The 18429-nt window shown below is 44.5% G+C and carries 16 protein-coding genes; 6 read left to right on the forward strand and 10 right to left on the reverse strand.

The genetic code is table 11. The features are described from left to right. Positions 1-3 precede the first annotated feature (3 nt). Positions 4-1344, forward strand: coding sequence for a M20/M25/M40 family metallo-hydrolase (locus tag AC27EZ_RS00830; protein WP_487133981.1), 1341 nt, complete (start codon positions 4-6; stop codon positions 1342-1344). A gap of 448 nt (positions 1345-1792) precedes the next feature. Here the strand turns inward: AC27EZ_RS00830 and cspE are convergent, their stop codons facing one another. Continuing rightward, positions 1793-2005, reverse strand: a complete 213-nt coding sequence (cspE, locus tag AC27EZ_RS00835; RefSeq protein WP_421134011.1) for a transcription antiterminator/RNA stability regulator CspE — start codon at positions 2003-2005, stop codon at positions 1793-1795. 445 nt (positions 2006-2450) lie between these two features. Here cspE and gloA point away from each other — a divergent pair, with 445 nt between their 5' ends. After that, positions 2451-2837 carry a lactoylglutathione lyase gene (gene gloA / locus AC27EZ_RS00840; RefSeq protein ID WP_487133501.1) on the forward strand — a complete coding sequence of 129 codons (387 nt, stop codon included), beginning with the start codon at positions 2451-2453 and terminating at the stop codon, positions 2835-2837. A gap of 64 nt (positions 2838-2901) precedes the next feature. After that, on the forward strand, positions 2902-3906 hold the full coding sequence (glpQ, locus tag AC27EZ_RS00845; RefSeq protein ID WP_487133502.1) for a glycerophosphodiester phosphodiesterase: 1005 nt from the start codon (positions 2902-2904) through the stop codon (positions 3904-3906). Between the two features lie 37 nt (positions 3907-3943). Here glpQ and AC27EZ_RS00850 read toward each other — a convergent pair whose 3' ends face one another. After that, positions 3944-4750: a flagellar protein MotY gene (locus AC27EZ_RS00850; protein WP_487133982.1), complete on the reverse strand. Its 807-nt coding sequence runs from the start codon at positions 4748-4750 to the stop codon at positions 3944-3946. A gap of 349 nt (positions 4751-5099) precedes the next feature. Here AC27EZ_RS00850 and rnt point away from each other — a divergent pair, with 349 nt between their 5' ends. Then, the gene (rnt, locus tag AC27EZ_RS00855) at positions 5100-5765 is read left to right on the forward strand and encodes a ribonuclease T (protein WP_487133503.1); all 666 of its coding nucleotides are present in this window, start codon (positions 5100-5102) and stop codon (positions 5763-5765) included. Positions 5766-5856: 91 nt separating this feature from the next. Here the strand turns inward: rnt and AC27EZ_RS00860 are convergent, their stop codons facing one another. Further along, positions 5857-6462: a peroxiredoxin gene (locus AC27EZ_RS00860; RefSeq protein ID WP_487133504.1), complete on the reverse strand. Its 606-nt coding sequence runs from the start codon at positions 6460-6462 to the stop codon at positions 5857-5859. A 271-nt stretch (positions 6463-6733) separates the two neighbouring features. Here AC27EZ_RS00860 and AC27EZ_RS00865 point away from each other — a divergent pair, with 271 nt between their 5' ends. Beyond that, positions 6734-6928: a (2Fe-2S)-binding protein gene (locus tag AC27EZ_RS00865; protein ID WP_421134007.1), complete on the forward strand. Its 195-nt coding sequence runs from the start codon at positions 6734-6736 to the stop codon at positions 6926-6928. A 54-nt stretch (positions 6929-6982) separates the two neighbouring features. Here AC27EZ_RS00865 and AC27EZ_RS00870 read toward each other — a convergent pair whose 3' ends face one another. The 5 genes from AC27EZ_RS00870 to AC27EZ_RS00890 all read right to left on the reverse strand — a co-directional run bounded on the left by AC27EZ_RS00870 (position 6983) and on the right by AC27EZ_RS00890 (position 15033). Continuing rightward, complete coding sequence (locus AC27EZ_RS00870; RefSeq protein WP_487133505.1) at positions 6983-9868, reverse strand: TonB-dependent receptor domain-containing protein; 2886 nt, start codon at positions 9866-9868, stop codon at positions 6983-6985. A 191-nt stretch (positions 9869-10059) separates the two neighbouring features. After that, positions 10060-11115 carry a FecR family protein gene (locus AC27EZ_RS00875; protein WP_487133506.1) on the reverse strand — a complete coding sequence of 352 codons (1056 nt, stop codon included), beginning with the start codon at positions 11113-11115 and terminating at the stop codon, positions 10060-10062. 1 nt (position 11116) lies between these two features. Then, on the reverse strand, positions 11117-11677 hold the full coding sequence (locus tag AC27EZ_RS00880; RefSeq protein ID WP_421134004.1) for an RNA polymerase sigma factor: 561 nt from the start codon (positions 11675-11677) through the stop codon (positions 11117-11119). A gap of 135 nt (positions 11678-11812) precedes the next feature. Beyond that, a complete protein-coding gene (locus AC27EZ_RS00885; protein ID WP_487133507.1) occupies positions 11813-14398 on the reverse strand; it encodes a TonB-dependent receptor plug domain-containing protein in 2586 nt (861 codons plus the stop codon). Positions 14399-14682: 284 nt separating this feature from the next. After that, on the reverse strand, positions 14683-15033 hold the full coding sequence (locus AC27EZ_RS00890; RefSeq protein WP_487133508.1) for a Grx4 family monothiol glutaredoxin: 351 nt from the start codon (positions 15031-15033) through the stop codon (positions 14683-14685). A 419-nt stretch (positions 15034-15452) separates the two neighbouring features. Here AC27EZ_RS00890 and sodB point away from each other — a divergent pair, with 419 nt between their 5' ends. Next, positions 15453-16034: a superoxide dismutase [Fe] gene (sodB, locus tag AC27EZ_RS00895; RefSeq protein ID WP_487133509.1), complete on the forward strand. Its 582-nt coding sequence runs from the start codon at positions 15453-15455 to the stop codon at positions 16032-16034. 61 nt (positions 16035-16095) lie between these two features. Here the strand turns inward: sodB and AC27EZ_RS00900 are convergent, their stop codons facing one another. Then, positions 16096-17256, reverse strand: a complete 1161-nt coding sequence (locus AC27EZ_RS00900) for an MFS transporter (RefSeq protein ID WP_487133510.1) — start codon at positions 17254-17256, stop codon at positions 16096-16098. A gap of 72 nt (positions 17257-17328) precedes the next feature. Next, positions 17329-18429, reverse strand: coding sequence for a chorismate synthase (gene aroC, locus AC27EZ_RS00905; protein ID WP_487133511.1), 1101 nt, complete (start codon positions 18427-18429; stop codon positions 17329-17331).

Raw genomic sequence — 18429 nt, forward strand, 5'->3', positions numbered from 1 at the left:
TTAATGGCAGATGAGCCTCTTGTCACTATCGAACAAAAAGCCAATGCAGAACAGTTAATACAACGAGCCCTTAAAAGCGAAATGGGGTATGACATTGTCACTTCATTAACAACAGAAATTGGTCCTCGTCTTGGTGGTTCAGAGGCCGAAGCGAGAGCTCGCGACTGGGGCGTAGCATTAGGCAAACGCCTTGGTTTTGATAAAGCCAGTATTGAAACCTTTACCATGCCATTTTGGGATAGAGGGCACCTTCACATATCGCTTACCTCACCTTATGAGCAAGCGCTTTATGGTACAGCACTTGGTGGCGCAGCGCCGTCTGACAAAACTATCAACGCCGACGTAGTATATTTCAGAGATGTACACGCGCTCATTAATGTGAAGGACGGCGAGCTTAGCGGCAAAATAGCCTTTGTTGATGGCGATGCTATGGTAAAAAGCCAAACAGGCGCCGGATACGGACACGCGAACCAGCGACGTCGTATCGGCTGGCAACATGCTCAGCGCGGGGGGGCAAGTGCATTGGTAGTTCGCTCCGTTGGTTCGGACTCTCACCGCTTTCCACATACAGGAATGATGAGTAAAGACGGCGAACAATGGGCTACTATTCCCGTGGTTGCAATTTCAAACCCAGACGCCGATCACCTTCGTCGTTTACACAACTTAGGCAAGCCCCTCTCGCTAGCGCTTCATTCCGAGTCTAAATGGAAGGGTGAAGTCAGCAGTGGCAACGTCGTTTTAGATCTTATTGGAAGCGAAAAGCCTGAAGAAATTGTACTTATCGGCGGGCATTTAGACAGCTGGGATCTTGGCACCGGCGCCGTGGATGATGGCGCAGGCATTGCAATTACAACCGCAGCTGCAGCACTTATTGCTGCTCTTCCTGAGCGCCCTAAGCGCACTATTCGTGTGGTTATGTTTGGTGCAGAAGAAGTCGGATTACTGGGTGCGTTTGCCTACACGAAGCAGCATGAGGCTAATTTACATAATCACGTGGTCGCTACCGAATCAGATTTTGGTGCACAAACCATTTGGCGTTTAGACTCAAATGTTAACCCTCAAGCCACACTATTAGTTGATGAGATTGGCAAAATCCTGTCCCCGCTCGGTATAATAAGAGGCGGCTCTGATGTTAATGGCGGCGGCCCCGACATTATCCCTATGGCAGCGAAAGGCGTTCCAACCATTAGGCTTAATCAAAACGGTAGAGATTATTTTGATTTACACCACACGCCTGACGATACGCTAGATAAAATTAATCCAGAAGAATTGGCACAAAATATTGCTGCCTATGCTGCAAGCATTTATTTGTTAGCGGATTCTGATGTTGAATTAAAACAATAGGAATATCGCGGCACACGATCAATTTAGCGGCAAAGGACTGTCGCTATAGTGCCACTTATGCAGGAAGTTTAAGCACGCGCTAGCGCGATGATGCAGTCGTAATTAGGAACGTGAAAAAAGGTAAGCGCCTGCGTGTTAAGACAGGTTCAACAACCATGATAAGAACACTTTTGTCTCTTGTTTAGATGCAAATTCAACGCGTTTACTGCTATTAATATCAGTGTATGCAACGCTGTTTTTGTTTACTGAAATATTAGAGATTGGAGGTAGAACTGGGGAATTGTTTGTTATTTCGATATGCAAGTTAATTACTTCTTTTGTATTTTCGGTATTTTTGTTTTTGTAATTCCTTTTTTGGTCAGTAATAGAAATTTGAAAAACGTACTAAAAGGCTCTTACCTTTAGGAAAGAGCCTTATCATTTTTATAAAATTAAGAAAGTCTTAAATTTATAAAACAACAACATTTGCTGCTTGAAGACCTTTTTGGCCTTGTTCAACTTCAAAGCTTACTGCTTGGCCTTCAGCTAGAGTTTTGAAGCCGTCAGAAGCGATTGAACGGAAATGTACGAATACGTCTTTACCGCCGCCGTCTTGAGTTAGGAAACCAAAACCTTTTTCTTCGTTAAACCATTTTACTGTGCCGTTTACTGAATTAGACATAATTTGAAACCTTTTTTAAAAATAAAGTACTGGCGAAATTGCCAGGAAAAGCAATAGAAGTAACTTAGCTAACATCGCAATTGTAAATCTATTTAAAACTTCGAAATTAAAGAAGGTATAAAGAGGGTACAGCGCAGTAGTAGAACAAGCTTATAAATCTAAAGCAGGCGTAAGATACGCTTTATCACAGTGCATGTCTATACAAATCACACATTTATTTTATTGTTTCGTTGTAAACGCATCCAAACAAATAGGGCCACATTGCTGTAAGGCCTATCTAGCAAGACATAAACAAATATAGCGCTGGCATCGAGCAGACAAAATAACATTTGTTGTGGTATCGCTTCTCACGAATTTACGCCTACTTTTTAGCGAGTGCCTCGAAAAAGTCACATTGAACGCGTATTATTTAGCGCATTAATAATAAGTTTTAAAAGGAATTGTTATGCGAATGCTACATACCATGCTGCGCGTTGAAGACCTAAACGCATCCCTACATTTTTACACGGAACTTATGGGAATGAAGTTACTTAGGCAATCAGATAATAAGGACTATGAATATACCTTGGCTTTTGTGGGGTATGGTGATGAAAAAGACAGCACAGTACTAGAACTTACATATAACTGGGGGGACAATAAGTACGATAAAGGGAACGCCTACGGACATATCGCCATTGAAGTCGATGATATTTACACCTTTTGTAAGAATCTATCGTCGCAGGGAGCTGATGTATACAGAGAGCCGGGCCCTGTGAAAGGTGGGCAAACCATCATTGCATTCGTACGTGACCCAGATGGTTACGCAATAGAACTTATTCAAACAAAAAACTGACCACAACGGCTTAATTAACGGAATGAAGGCCTTGATGCCCTCCCTTCAACAAAAAGGACAAGGAATGAAAGCGCGTATTGCTACATTGGTATTTGTACTTTTACTCTCACAGACTGCGAGTGCTGCAACGTTTGATATTATCGCCCACCGAGGTGCTTCGGGTTACTTACCCGAGCACACGCTTGAGGCCACTACGCTTGCGTTTGCACTGGGACCCGACTTCATTGAGCAAGACGTGGTGATTAGCCAAGATGGCGTGGCCGTAGTACTGCATGATATTCACTTAGATACTGTCACCAACGTCAAAGCGCGTTTTCCAGGCAGAGCAAGAAATGACGGACGCTATTATGTTAGAGACTTCACGCTGAAAGAATTAAAAACCCTATCCGTTCATGAGCGTCACGATGTAAATGATAAGCCGGTGTATAAAGACCGCTATCGTGGGACAAAGGGGCAGTTCAGTATCGCTACGTTTGAAGAACACTTAGAACTTATCACCGAGCTCAATAGGCAGTTTGGTAAGAATATTGGCGTGTATCCAGAGATAAAATCGCCTTCTTGGCATAAGAAAGAAGGCGTCGATGCAAGTAAAATAGTGATAGATATACTGACCGATTTTTCGTTAGCCTCTGAAGAAGCGAATAGCTATGTACAATGCTTTGATTTCGACGAGCTAAAAAGGCTCAGAGATACATTACATTATAATGGTAAACTTGTACTGCTCATTGGTGAGAACAGTTGGAATGAATCGCCGACGGATTATGACTGGGTTCGCACAGAAGCGGGGATCAAAGAGGTCGCGAAATACGTTGATGGTATCGGTCCTTGGCTTGGCCATCTACTAGATGAAAAAGCCCTTGAGAGCGGCACTCTTAAAGCGGCACGATGGATTTCATACGTTCATGATAACGCGTTAGTCATGCACCCATACACGTATAGAAAGGATGCACTTCCTCCAGGTATGGACGGTGACACCTTGCTGTTAACCTTAAAAAATATTGTCAAAGCAGACGGTGTATTTACCGATCATGTGCCGCCTATTGTATCGTGGCGACTGCAACCGCAATAAAGCGTAAATATAAAAAAAGCGCCTTGCGGCGCTTTTTTTATGATTTGGATAACCTCACAACCACGCGCCTATTTTGTGCACGAGATTCTCGAGTATCGTTTGGCGCGCTATGTCTTCGTTCGCCATGCCCGGTTACTTGAATACGGTCTTCAGGCACGCCCATCGTTGTAAGGTAATTTTTTACCTCGTTCGCACGACGAATAGACAACTGCTCATTGTTCCACCTGCCGCCATAGCTGTCCGTGTACCCATCAAGTAGAACCAGCTCCATGTCACTGTCTTCCTTTAAATATTCACCTATCATGGTCAAACGTTTTTGGGAATATTTTGACAAGCCAGTACTGTTTTTTTGATAGGACAGAACCGTATAAGAAATATCATCGAAACCGAACGGCAGTAAATTAGAAACGCACTGCACGAATTCTCTATACACGCCTGAGAAATTACTCGCATTGAGCGCTACTGCGACTTTATCGTATTTGTTATACCAATCTTGATAATAAATTGTGGGCCAAAACCCCTTCTCTAGTTCAGAGAGCATCGTCCATGCCGCATCTTGCGGTAGATCTCCATTGTATTGTTTCCGTAAACGCATATCAGCGATGGTTTTAGGCGCTTCGCCTGGCATCCACTTAGGGGGTACAGAGTACACCGCTGCAATATCAAACTTGTTGGGAAGCAGATACATATCTAGCTCAAATTCCATATTAAGCTGCTTAGATGCCATGCTGGTAAACATTGCTTCACCGTAACCCGGTAGCGCATGGTTCAACGTACATTTCAATCGTGAGGTACTACTTACCTCCCAATTTGATGATTCCACTGTTGCTGAATATTGACGCATCGCTCCTTCAGAAGCCGATGCAAACAACAGCGCTGAAAGTACCAATGTTTTTAAGTTCTTCACTATTACCCACCGCCCACAGAACACAAAAAAGAACGAAATACTTAAAGTGTTATCGCCCAAAGTGTAGAAAAGTTTAGACGTTAATGCCATCAATTATTCTTGGCTGATGGTCGCTACTTGCATTGCTAACCTGTTTCAGTCGTGCTCAACGCTTGAAATCCCCCGTTACGGTATTTCAACTGGATAGTCGTGGCGTAACTTGCGATAATTACGGCATTAGTGCAGCAGCGTTACTCATGTAACCGCATCTATTCACCCTTCATTTTTTTAAAACTAAAGAGTCATTATGTCAGAGCATCAGAACGCCCTTTCACATCGTTTTAGAGGTTATTTCCCCGTCATTATTGATGTTGAAACCGCAGGCTTTAACGCAACTACCGATGCACTGTTAGAGATAGCCGCCGTTACCGTTAAAATGGACGATGACGGTGTTTTACATCCTGACGAGACATTTCATTTTCATATTACGCCATTCGAGGGCGCTAATTTAGAAAAAGCGGCTCTGGAGTTTAACGGAATAGATCCTGACTGCGCTTTGCGCGGAGCAATTGAAGAGTCAGAAGCGATGAAGGAAATGTGCAAAGGTGTCAGAAAGGCGCAAAAGGCAGCAAATTGCCAACGCTCAGTGATCGTGGCGCATAACGCAGCGTTTGATCAGGGGTTTGTGAATGCGGCTATCACTCGGTGTAATATTAAACGTACACCTTTCCACCCTTTCGTTTCTTTCGACACTACCAGTTTAGCCGGCCTAACATTGGGCCAAACGGTATTGGTAAAAGCATGCAGAGCAGCGGGAATAGACTTTGATCAAAACGAAGCACACAGCGCGCTATACGATGCGCAAAAAACCACTGAGCTATTTTGCTTTATGGTAAACCGTTATCAAGCACTTGGTGGTTGGCCGCTAGACATAGACATTGAAGATCAAGAAAACGTTGACGACGAACAGTAGCCCTTAACATACCCGGCCTGTGGTATTGGGGGCGAATAACAGAGCGTCTTATTGCTAACGTAGCAAAAGACGCTTTTTATTATCTATAATTTTACAGTGTATCGGCTTGTTCAGATAAGTATTTGGCCACGCCTTCCGGCGATGCATCCATCCCCGCTTTACCTTGTGTCCACCCCGCTGGGCATACCTCACCATGTTCTTGGTGAAATGCAAGTGCATCAACCATACGAAGCATTTCATCGACATTTCTACCAAGAGGAAGGTCGTTGATAACTTGATGGCGCACCATACCTTCTTCGTCAATTAGGAATGAACCACGAAATGCCACACCATCTTCAGGGTGTTCAACATCATACGACTGACAAATTTCGTGTTTAACATCGGCGACTAGTGCGTATTTAACAGGACCAATTCCACCCTCGTTCACTGGCGTGTTTCGCCATGCATTGTGTGAAAACTGAGAATCAATTGAAACGCCAATGACCTCAACGCCGCGCTGCTTAAATTCGTCAAAGCGTTTGTCAAAAGCAATCAGTTCTGACGGGCAAACAAAGGTAAAATCTAAGGGGTAGAAAAATACTACCGCCTTCTTTCCTTTAATTACTTCACTTAAGGTAAATGAATCAATAATCTCACCATTGCCTAACACTGCTGCTGCGGTGAAATCTGGGGCCGGGCGGCCGACTAATACGCTCATAGGTCTCTCCGTAAATTCTCGTTTTTGTTGTAATAATAAACGCGCTAATAGCAATATATTCATCGCGTCGGTGAAAATAAACGCTTTTTCACGCTTACGTAAATGGTGCTCATCTATTAATAAGCAATGGCGGTTCATTATAATATTTGTTGTTCTTTCATATTAGCGGCAAACCTATGCCCGCATCTCTCACATTAAAAATAAAAAATGCGCTTGCCAATTTACTGAATAACAATTATTATCATTTGCAGATTCATTTGGAGTATTTTTTATGTTTGTTTGCATGTGCTACGGAGTGACAGATAAAGCGATTCGTGCCGCGGTTAACGAGGACGGCATAGGAAACATTCGCGAACTGCGTGAAAAACTGGCATTGGGTTCTCAGTGCGGTAAGTGTATTCATATGGCGCAGCAAATTATTGACCAAACTATTATTGATGAATCACTATTCAAAGACGTGGGTTAACGCACAAGTTATAATCACCCACTGTCTCTCGCACGATTTATTTTAGTCCCCTATTTATTGTTCAAACGTGTACTCAATCCCTAGATAATAAAACGCGCCATTAATCCCCCCAGGCGACGTAGGCGGATACAACGCACCGACTTCACCGCTAAACGGATTCACATCAGGCCTGGTATCAAATGCATTTTGTACCCCAAAAGACAGTCGAACTGATGGGACTATGTTCCAACTAGCCTGCGCATCAAACGTGGTAATTGCATCGCCAAAAATATCCATGCCCGACGAAGCATCTAAATGGTCTTCGTAAAATGCCCCATAATAATTGAGTCTCCACGTGAAATGCATGTCGCCTCGCGTTTGCTCAAGGGTAATGCTACCTCGATGTGCTGGAAGGTTGTCCTCTAACATTCGAATACGTTGTGGGGTAAGGTTGGGAGCCATTACGATATCGTCATTCACCCGTGTGGGATAAAGCGTTACTCGCTCTACTTGGGTATCGGTCCAATTATAGGCTAGCAGTATTTTGTTCACCCAAGCGCCGGTTTCAAATCCATAGTTTACGACGATATCGACACCCTGTGTTTGCGTGTCAAAATCATTGGTAAAGTATTTAGCAGCATTGTATTGCGCGGCGTCGGCTCGACCTTTATCGATAAGCGTATTGATGTCCTGTTCGGTAAGCGGGATAGCCGATGTAGTACTGATTCGATTGCTTAATCGAATATTAAAATAATCGAGAGTAGCGAAAAACGATTCATCGATATGCATTACAGCACCCACACTAAAGTTAGCCGACTCTTCTGGCGTAAGCGGGGTAGCACCAAGTTGCTGAGAAATTAAATCGGTAGGAGGCAGTGTCGCTTGGTCTTCCAAACCATTAGCGCCGTATGCTGTCGTTACATTAATGACGTTACTTTGCCCCACCGTGGGCGCTTTAAACCCAGTATTAACCGAGCCTCTAAGTGAAAATATATCGTTGAGCTTATACCGGCTGCTAAGCTTTCCATCGAATGTAGCACCAAAATCAGTAAAGTGTTCAACGCGAACGGCCACAGCAACTTGCCACGCCTCTTGGAGATAAAACTCGACATCGGTATACAACGCCCAATTACTGCGACTCCAATGCCCTTGAGACTGGGGCTGATACCCTGGAAACCCATTCGAGCCTACGCTGAAGCCTTGTGATAGCCCTGTGGTAGGGTCAAATGCAAATATCCCTGCTTCATAAGAGGCGCTATCCCCAGAGGTTTGAAAGTAGGTTTCTCTTCGCCACTGTCCACCCACGGCCACGCTGACAGGTTCTTCAAATACCGACTGAATAAGCTTTACCGCATCAATGTTAACTGTTCTTTCCACTTGACTCACGGAGCCGGGTGAAAAGCTAACCGGTGATGCCGGCCCAAGTGAGGGGTTTACCGTTTGATTAAGCGTATAGGCAATATCGCTATAACCTACGCTTACGCTTCCATCGATGGCCCATCCACTTTGTAATTCCTTGGTAAAACCAAGATAAGCGCTTGCATCGGTTATCGTGCCGCCAAATTGCGGTGTAAAGCCCCCAGGAAACCATTCATTAAACGCGAAGCAGTTTGCACCTAGGGCTGTGCTATTGTCTGCGATCAATAGGTAATTAGGGTCTTGCAGTACATTTTTATCAGTTAACGTAATTGCAGGGCAACGGATCCCCTGGTTTATCCCATCAAGGTCAGCGACCAAAAGTTGATGCTGACCGTTGTCTGTATCGGTCGCTCGAAATACGCCCTCTCGGGTTTGAGGGTTGCGAAAGTAAAAGCCGCCGGTAATTTCTTTACGTGCAAGTGTCGCAAAACCATACCCTTTAAGCGTAGTTGAAATATCCCAGCCGGTATTAACAGAGGCCTTGATGTCCTCATTTACATCTAATGTTCCCCACACCTGCGAGGGATCTGCGATAAACGTATTTCCACCATCAATTAAACGTAGTGCATCATCACGCTGAACTGACCTAGATGTCCCTTGCTGCTGCCTGTACTCTACCGTGGCATTGATGAATCCATTGTCGAATAAACGAAACCCCTTATTGGCTTGTAACTGCAAAAGCTCGCCATCTCCTTCAGAGTACGTTCCGGTTTTTACCGCTATACCGCCTTCGCTATCGCTGTCTTTTAGTACAAAGTTAATCACTCCCGCTATCGCATCAGATCCATATTGTGCAGCAGCACCATCACGCAGTACTTCCACCTGCTTTAAAGCATACGCAGGGATGACTGATATATCAGGGCCTTGTGCACCGTCAGATAACCCGCCTCCTAGAAACGTGATGACGGCTGAGCGATGCCGTCGCTTGCCATTTAAAAGCAGTAGCGTGTGATCAGAGGCCATTCCACGCAGATTAGCAGGCCTCACCAGACTGGTTGCATCGTTGATAGGTTGGTCATTTACGTTAAGTGAGGGGACCATTACACTCAACATCGATAATACGTCTGCATTACCTTGGTCTCGAAGTGATTTAGAGCCAATAATATCAAGGGGGACGGGGGAGTCGACGACACTTCTAGGCGTACTTCTGGTACCAACAATGGCAATACGTTCTAAGGTTCCCCCCTCATCTTCTGGAGCTTTTTGTTCGCTAGCGACACGGTTTGCCACTTTAGCGTTAAGTGATGCCTTTGAGCGAATACTCACTGTTCCGCTTTCGTCGGTCACAATAGCAAGCTCTGTTCCCTCAAGCAGCTTCATTAACGCTTCTGATAACGTATATTCACCGACTAATGACTTCGTTGTTATCTTCTGCGCAATATCGAATGGAAAAAGTAATGTCGTGTTCGCTTGCTTAGCCAGTTCTGTCAGTGCGTCATCGGCTTCCTGAGCGGGGATAGAAAATTGAAATGAATCACCGGTGGTAGGGCTACTCTGCTCAGTTTGGGCATAACTTAAATTGAAAAGCGCACAGGTTAACATCGGGAATATTATCGTCAGGCGCAAAAAAGGTGTCGAGCGTAATTCTCGACCAAAAATCAACCTTTTAAAAAGAGCGTTACTACTGCGCAAGATAGTATTTCGGAGTAATTATTATAATTTTTCTATACTGTCATATTAACGAAGGTGCTGCCAAGTAATTAGCAGCCCTAGCGCGTTGTATCTATATGTATCTACCCTTTGGCGATAGATAACTGAACATTAGAGTCAGTCACCTTTTTGTAATCAACGTTGAAACTGTTTTTCAGCGCTGACAACAGGCCGTCTATATCGCCCACCTTGAAATATCCTGCGACTCTGCGCTGACGTAATGCTTCTTCGGTAATCGTAAACCTAACCGGGGTATACCGGCCTATTTCAGCCAATACGGTTTCAAGCGGTTCACCCTTAAATACAATCATGCCTTGCTGCCATGCCAGGTCATCGTCGATATCATTCTGCGTTAAGTTTTTACGCGCTTCAACATCGCCTTTTACTGTGGCTTTTTCGCCAGCAAACATAAGTAAGCCCTCTTCCGCTATAGGCTTACTGCTAAATAATGATGAATTAGATTGGAAGGCGTTAAACCTATCTTTTACCAATACTTTACCGTCAGTAACAACAAGTTCAAACGCGTTATCATCAACATACTGCATATTAAATGCAGTCCCTACCGCGGTAACCGTATTGTTACCCGCCGTAACGGAAAACGGACGTGATGTGTCATGAGCTACATCAAAGTGCGCTTCGCCTCTAAGAAGCACGATATTTCGCGCATCTTCTGAGAAATTTACCGTAACAATAGAATTGGTATTTAAATGTAGCGTTGAACCATCGGCAAGCACGACGTTCTTTTGCTCACCAATGCCAGTTTGCACTTTGTCGGTTATCTGAACATACTCAGGGGCAGCACCAAGCCAGGCTCTGTCAACAACAATACCCACTGCAATCGTCATAACGAGAAACGCTGCAGCAATACTCCACTTAGCTCGTGTGCGCTGAGCGCGATGTAGGTGCGGCGATGTATCGGCATTACGAGGAAATAGGCCGCTTAATTCATTTAGCACCGACATGTCGTCCCACAAGCTTGCCGCCTCTAAAAGCGCTTTCTCATGAGCTTTGCTTTCCTTTAACCATGCATTTAATTGCACATGCTCTTCATCGCTCAGACTGCGATCAAGACGGCTTATCCACAAGCATGCTTGCTCTTGGATGTCCTCTTTACTTGAAAACTGACGAATATTATTCATGTTAACTACGATTTCGGTCCTGGGTCGCTACACGTGACGGACGGGCGGACGTCTCATCGTTAGAAAGCTCTGCTAAATATTTAGAGCACAGCATTAAGCCTTTGGCGACATGCTTTTCGACAGTACTTTCGCTCAGCCCCACCAGCTCAGCTATATCTTTTTGGCGCATGCCGTATACCTTTTTAAGCAAAAACACCCGTTTAACGTCTGCAGAAAGCGTATCAGTTGCTCTGCAGAAATGGATAAAACGTTCTTTGCTTTCAACATTCTTTTCTAAGCTATACCCCACCAATTCGTGCGGTAAGAAATCCATATCATCAACCTGTTGGCTATTTTTGTATTCTGCTTTGGCGATATGATTGAGCGCTAAATTCTTTGCCGTTTTCAGCATGTAAGTACGCTCGTACTGTATTTCTTGTTTTAACTCAGCTTCATAACTTTTGATAAATGCTTCTTGAACGATATCTTCAATATCGTCCTTACCAACAATAGCCCCTACCGTACGCATTAATTTTGCGCGGTATTTTACGAAGGTATCAGCTAGTGTCGACTTTTGGTTCATATTTTTATTTTTGACTGTTTCAAATTAATTACATTTAACGCATTCAGTGTGCCAACAAACGTCATTGGTTGCACCATTTTTCATTGTTCTCAACGAAATAAAGGGGGCGGCTGCCCCCTGTATCTGATTTACGCCTTAGAAGGTATAAACGCCTCTTAAGTAGTAGAAGCCACCATTGATGCCGATAGGCGCCGTTGTTGGATATGCTGAACCAGCAATCTGTGCATAGGTGATACCACCCGCGTCAGTATTGTTTTCGTCAGGATATTCATCGAAGGCGTTCTTCGCACCTAATGTCACGGTAAATTCTTCTGTGAAGTTATAAGCCACTTCAAAGTCGAACGTGATTTCAGAACCCACTTCTTCGATTGGTAACGCTGAATCTAAGTGATCTTCAAAAATGCTACCGAAATAGTTCATGCGCGCTAAGAAACGCCATTCACCATTAGTGTGATTCGCCGTTGCGCTGTAACGTACCGCAGGAAGGTTGTCTTCTAACATGCGAATACGGAAATCAGAGATGTTGTCTGATGAGCGGTCAACCTCCGTTGAAGTCCAGTTATAAGCTAACGAGAACTTAGTATCACCACCCAGCATTTCCATGCTGTAGTTAGCGACCACATCTACACCTTCCGTTGTGGTGTCAAAATCATTCGTAAAGAAGCTGATTTCAGAGAAGCTAGACGCATCGTTAATACCTTGCGCAAGCAAAATGGCAATATCTTCGTCAGTTAACGCAATACCAGAAGCTGTACTGATACGGTCAGTAAGCTCAATGTTGTAATAGTCAGCGGTAATGAACAAACCATTATCAAAGTTGGCTACCACACCAAATGTGATACTTTCTGACTCTTCAGGTGTAAGCTGTTGCCCACCTTTAAGTTGAGATACTGGATCAGTTGGCGGTAATGTTGCACGGTCGATTAGCTGACCACCTGTACCAAACGCAGTCGTTACGTTACGTACATTACTTTGTCCAAGCGTAGGCGCTTTAAAGCCTGTTGAGAATGCACCACGAAACGCAATGTCCTCAAACGCTTGCCAACGAAATGCAATCTTTCCTTTCGTTGTATTACCAAAGTCAGAGAAATCTTCATAACGTAACGCACCGGCAAGCATGAAGGTTTCAGTGATATATGCCTCTGCATCGATGTACATAGCAATGTTGTTGCGGGACACACGGCCTTGGCTATTGGCTGCCAAGCCAGGGAAACCATTAGAGCCAATGCCAAAACCCTGTGTCGCCAGCGGACCTATTTCATAAGACGCAGTATCACCTGCAAAGCTTTCATAACTTTCGTTACGATATTGGAAACCTGCTGCCACGAACAGCGGCTCGTATAAACCAACGTCAAATGGCTTAGTGAAGTCGACGTCAAGTGTTTGCTCTGATTGCGTATAGCGACCTGGGCTGAACTCGAACGGCGTATCTGGGCCAAGTGATGGGTTGATAGTGTTGCTGATTGAAAAATCAACTTCGTTTTGACCTAAGTTTAAGCTTACGTCATAAGTGATGTCGTTATCCAACTCGCCTTTTGTACCGAATACCAATGACATGTCGGTTACTGTGCCGCCAAAGCGCGGCGTAAACCCACCTGGCAGAATTTCGTTAAACGCGAAGCAATCTGGGTTATTTGCAACTTCATTAATGTAGCGTGGGTTTTGTAGCACATTAGCACCCACTGCAATATCTGTCGGGCAGTTACCAGACATGTCGCCGGTTAAGTCACCCACAAGTAATAATTGCTCACCCGCATCATTTACGCCACCGTCATTTACGCCACCGCGATTGTGAGGGTTACGATAGTAGAACCCGCCTTCCACTTCACGTTCAGCATAGTTACCAAACATGTAGGCCTCAGACGAATTTGAGAGAGTGATACCCGCGTTAGCAAACAATTTAATGTCGTGCTTAATTTCAGGTGAACCCCATACTTGAGCAGGATCTGCCACAAACGTATTACCAGCTGCAATAAGGCCAGCGGCATCGGCACGCTGAATACTACGAGAGGTATCGTCTGCTGTACGGTATTCTGCGGAAAGGTTTAAAAATCCATTTTCAGATAACGGAAGCCCCACGTTACCTGATAGTTGGATCATATCGCCATCACCTTCATAAAACGAACCGTAACGAGCTTCAAACATGCCGCCTTCAGACGCATCGCTCAATACAAAGTTAATTACCCCGGCAATAGCATCAGAGCCGTACTGTGCTGCTGCACCGTCACGCAATACTTCTACTTGCTTCAGTGCTGACGCTGGTATTACAGAGATATCTGGCCCCTGAGCACCGTCAGAAAGACCACCACCTAAAAACGTGATAACCGCAGAGCGATGACGACGCTTACCATTGACAAGTACAAGGGTATGATCCGATGCCATACCACGAAGGTTAGCCGGACGTACTAGCGTTGATGCGTCATTGATAGGCTGATCGTTCACGTTAAAAGACGGAACCACCGTTTGCAACATAGATACCATGTCAGTGGAACCTTGCTGCTTGAATTCTTCATCGGAAATAATATCGATGGGTACCGCAGAATCGGCAACGGAACGAGGCGCTGCACGCGAGCCTACGACCGCGATTTGTTCAATATTTTCTTTCTTAACTTCTTCTGCTTCTTGAGCATGAACAGGCGCAACAGCGATAGCAGACATAGCTGCAGATACCGCTAACACGCCTCTAACGTGTTTGGTAAGTAACGACAAGGATGTATTCATAATGGTTTCCCGGGTTTTCTCTTTGGCTTTCTACGGCAAGCGCAAATAGGGTAGAGATTAGTTTATTTTTTACCTTCAACACTGACTAAATGGTTGTCAGCACCCCGTTTTTATAGACGGTAAGATACTCAAAAACAAACGATTTTTGGGAAAATAAAAATATATTTTTAGCGCGTAGAGGATTTCGTTTTTTGGCTTGTCTAATACTTAATGGTGGGAATGAAAACGTCGCCTATTCGGGCAATAGCAATTAAAAAAGCCGGTTAAAAACCGGCTTTTTAATCTTATTCTTCTTCTTTGTACTTTTCAGCCGTTTCTTTAATTAAAGGCTGTAGTTCGTTTTGTTGGAACATCTCAATAATAATGTCACAACCTCCAACAAGTTCGCCATCAACCCAAAGCTGAGGAAACGTTGGCCAGTTTGCATATTTAGGCAATTCAGCTCTTATGTCAGGGTTTTGAAGAATATCAACGTAGGCAAAAGGTTCGCCACATGACATCAATGCTTGCGACGCCTGAGAAGAGAAGCCACAACTAGGTAGCTTAGGTGAGCCCTTCATATAAAGAAGAATTGGGTTTTCACCAATTTGTTCTTTGATGCGGTCTAACGTTGATTGGTTTTCAGTATTGTCCATAGGATCCTCTCGGCACAAAAAGTATGGTAGCTAAATGGGAACATACAATAAAAAATTCAAGGTGTACGGTAGCATAAAGATTGCTATTCGGTCTTTAAATTCATAAGTATTGTCTTACCACCTAAAATAGTTTGAGATTATGACGTATATTGAGTGATCTTAAATGCAGCCCTTCTACTAACAACCCTATGTAAAGTAAATTTAATTTTAGTTCTCGTTGGTCATGCCTTGTAGGCCTACCCAAGACTATTATTCATAAATTTGTCATTGAGTTATGGGAATTAACCCCTATATCTTAGCTGTGCGTTTGTTATGATAGGACGCGCTTGAAAGAATTTATTATTAATTTGCACGGAAACTGAACAGGCTTCGTGCGAATTAATCTTAGTAATACATATTTAGCAATCATGGAGACCGTCATGGCTTTTGAACTACCAGCACTACCTTACGAAAAAAATGCTCTTGAACCGCATATCTCTGCAGAGACGTTGGAGTATCACTACGGCAAACATCACGCAACGTACGTCACTAAGTTAAACGGCTTAGTTGAAGGTACGGATATGGAAAGCAAAAGCCTAGAAGAAATTATCAAAGCTTCTGAAGGTGGCGTTTTCAACAACGCAGCGCAAGTCTGGAACCACACATTCTACTGGCACTGCCTATCGCCAAATGGCGGCGGTGAACCATCTGGCGCGCTTGCAGATGCAATTAATGCTAAATGGGGCTCGTTCGCAGACTTCCAAGCAGCGTTCAACGACAAAGCAGTGAATAACTTTGGCTCAAGCTGGACATGGTTAGTGAAAACAGCCGACGGTAGCTTGGACATCGTGAACACAAGTAATGCGGAAACGCCAATTTCTGGTGACGATCTAACGCCAGTACTTACTGTTGACTTGTGGGAACACGCTTACTACATCGATTACCGTAATGCGCGTCCTAAGTACCTAGAGAACTTCTGGGCACTAGCAAACTGGGAATTCGCTAGCAGCAACTTTGCATAAGCAAGGTTGAATAGACTAATATAAAAAAGCCCGCTCTCGCGGGCTTTTTTATGCGTAAAAATTATTCCATCGACTTCTTTGAGCACAATAGAAGAGATACCCCGCCAACAGCCGAAAAAATGGCTGCGGTAAGGAACGTCTCGTAAGCGTTAGTGCCTTGCGCCCACTGCTGGCCTGCCATGTAGTTGCCAAATGCACCTCCAAATCCAAAGGCGACGCTAATATAGACTGCCTGCCCCCTGCTGTGAAATGCCTTGGGTAAGTGTTGATGAATAAAGTGTACTGACACTGCGTGTGTTAAACCAAAGCTTAACGCATGTATTAATTGGCTAAGAATAATCACCGACGCAAAATGGGGATACGCAGCCATTGCATACCATCTTAAGGAGGTAAGCATGAGACTAACAAAAAGTAAATTCCATACACCAAACCGTCCAATAAGCCGATTGGCCAGTAAAAATATACCTACTTCAGCCAACACGCCCAACGCGATAAATAGCCCTGTTTGCTGACCGCTGTAGCCTAAATCCCTCATATAGAGCGCAAAGAAGCCATAAAATGCACCAAAGCTAATTTGTAGGCATACCGATGCGAAAATGAACACGGCAAATGGCTTTTGTTTTGCATATTTCCAAATGCTACCAATGCTTTCTTCGACATCGGGCTTGATTGTTGGCGCCGTGATAAAAAGCGCACTAATAAACAGTAGTGCCAACACACCAACACTGACATAAATAGGCGTGTCTGTTGGGTAATAGTCTAATGCTTTGCCAACTCCAACCGTTAAACAAATGAAACCAACACTTCCCCAAAGCCTTATTTGACCATAATTAAACGCCGTGTTTTTGACCGACTGCATAGTGATCACCTCTAATTGAGGTAAGACTGCTGTCCAAAACATCATCATTAAACCAAACGACAGGGTAAGCCCCCAAAAGCTGTCAAAAAAGAAGACTGAACTGAATGTGAGTACAGTAAGTAAGGTGCCCAGACGTAACACACCAACAGCGTTCCCACTCTTGTCTGCAATACTGGCCCACATCCCCGGCCCCAAGATACGGGCTAGTGTAATAACGGCAAACAACTCACCGATTTCAGCGGAAGAAAAACCGCGACCATCTAAGAAAATGCCGAGATACGGGACTAAAACACCCAGCTGACCGAAGTAAAGCCAGTACGTAATGGCTAGAATGAAAAGTGATTTATTCGTGTTTAGTGACAACGCACAGCTCCGTATGCAAAAAAGCCACTGCTTGATAAGCAGTGGCATTCATTATTAGATGGTTATTTGACGTTAGTCTACGTGACCTGGGATCAGCGGCGTAGCTGATGATACATTGGCGTTCTGTGCTCTGTGGCGCAGTAAGTGATCCATCAAAACGATGGCCATCATTGCTTCTGCGATAGGTACTGCGCGAATACCGACACATGGGTCATGGCGCCCTTTTGTTACGATCTCTATTTCTTCGCCTTGCGTGTTTATGGTTTTGCCTGGCACTGATATGCTAGAGGTTGGCTTTAGCGCCATGTGACAAATCAAGTCTTGGCCGGTAGAAATCCCTCCTAAGACACCACCAGCATGGTTTGTCATAAAGCCGTCAGGGCTGAGCGTGTCTCTATGCTCACTGCCTTTTTGGTTAATGACATCAAAGCCGTCTCCAAGCTCAACACCTTTGACCGCGTTAATTCCCATCATGGCATGTGCAATGTCAGCATCTAACCTGTCAAATACGGGTTCACCGAGGCCAACCGGCATATTCTTCACCACCACTGACACTTTCGCACCGATGCTGTCACCTGACTTTTTCAGATCGCGCATGTATTCATCGAGTGCTTCAAGTTTGCTCTCATCAGGGCAAAAGAAGGGGTTCGTGTTAGTAATTGCATGGTCAATGTTTTCTGCTTTTATTGGCCCAAGTTCAGATAAATAGCCGAGGACTTCTATTCCATGTGTTTCTTTTAGGTATTTCTTTGCAATACCGCCTGCTGCAACACGAATAGCGGTTTCACGCGCAGACGAGCGGCCACCGCCACGATAGTCTCGCACACCGTATTTTTGGTCATACGTGTAATCTGCATGCCCGGGACGAAATCTGTCTGCAATATTGGAGTAGTCTTGGCTGCGCTGGTCTTTATTCTTAATAAGCAAACCAATGCTTGTTCCTGTCGTTTTCCCTTCAAACACGCCAGACAATATCTGTACTTCATCATCTTCGCGACGCGCGGTTGTATAACGTGAGGTGCCAGGTTTGCGTCTATCTAAGTCGCCCTGCAAATCAGACGCGCTTAATGTTAAGCCCGGAGGGCATCCATCGACCACACCACCAATGGCTATACCATGGCTCTCACCAAACGTAGTTACCGTAAAAAGTTTTCCGAAGCTATTGCCAGACAT

This window comes from Alteromonas sp. 4NH20-0056, assembly GCF_057539655.1.

Bases quoted from the DNA above. Each gene is read 5' to 3' on its own strand.
- AC27EZ_RS00830 (WP_487133981.1), top strand. From the start codon at position 4: ATGGCAGATGAGCCTCTTGTCACTATCGAACAAAAAGCCAATGCAGAA.
- cspE (WP_421134011.1), bottom strand. From the start codon at position 2,005: ATGTCTAATTCAGTAAACGGCACAGTAAAATGGTTTAACGAAGAAAAA.
- gloA (WP_487133501.1), top strand. From the start codon at position 2,451: ATGCGAATGCTACATACCATGCTGCGCGTTGAAGACCTAAACGCATCC.
- glpQ (WP_487133502.1), top strand. From the start codon at position 2,902: ATGAAAGCGCGTATTGCTACATTGGTATTTGTACTTTTACTCTCACAG.
- AC27EZ_RS00850 (WP_487133982.1), bottom strand. From the start codon at position 4,750: ATGCGTCAATATTCAGCAACAGTGGAATCATCAAATTGGGAGGTAAGT.
- rnt (WP_487133503.1), top strand. From the start codon at position 5,100: ATGTCAGAGCATCAGAACGCCCTTTCACATCGTTTTAGAGGTTATTTC.
- AC27EZ_RS00860 (WP_487133504.1), bottom strand. From the start codon at position 6,462: ATGAGCGTATTAGTCGGCCGCCCGGCCCCAGATTTCACCGCAGCAGCA.
- AC27EZ_RS00865 (WP_421134007.1), top strand. From the start codon at position 6,734: ATGTTTGTTTGCATGTGCTACGGAGTGACAGATAAAGCGATTCGTGCC.
- AC27EZ_RS00870 (WP_487133505.1), bottom strand. From the start codon at position 9,868: ATGTTAACCTGTGCGCTTTTCAATTTAAGTTATGCCCAAACTGAGCAG.
- AC27EZ_RS00875 (WP_487133506.1), bottom strand. From the start codon at position 11,115: ATGAATAATATTCGTCAGTTTTCAAGTAAAGAGGACATCCAAGAGCAA.
- AC27EZ_RS00880 (WP_421134004.1), bottom strand. From the start codon at position 11,677: ATGAACCAAAAGTCGACACTAGCTGATACCTTCGTAAAATACCGCGCA.
- AC27EZ_RS00885 (WP_487133507.1), bottom strand. From the start codon at position 14,398: ATGAATACATCCTTGTCGTTACTTACCAAACACGTTAGAGGCGTGTTA.
- AC27EZ_RS00890 (WP_487133508.1), bottom strand. From the start codon at position 15,033: ATGGACAATACTGAAAACCAATCAACGTTAGACCGCATCAAAGAACAA.
- sodB (WP_487133509.1), top strand. From the start codon at position 15,453: ATGGCTTTTGAACTACCAGCACTACCTTACGAAAAAAATGCTCTTGAA.
- aroC (WP_487133511.1), bottom strand. From the start codon at position 18,429: ATGTCTGGCAATAGCTTCGGAAAACTTTTTACGGTAACTACGTTTGGT.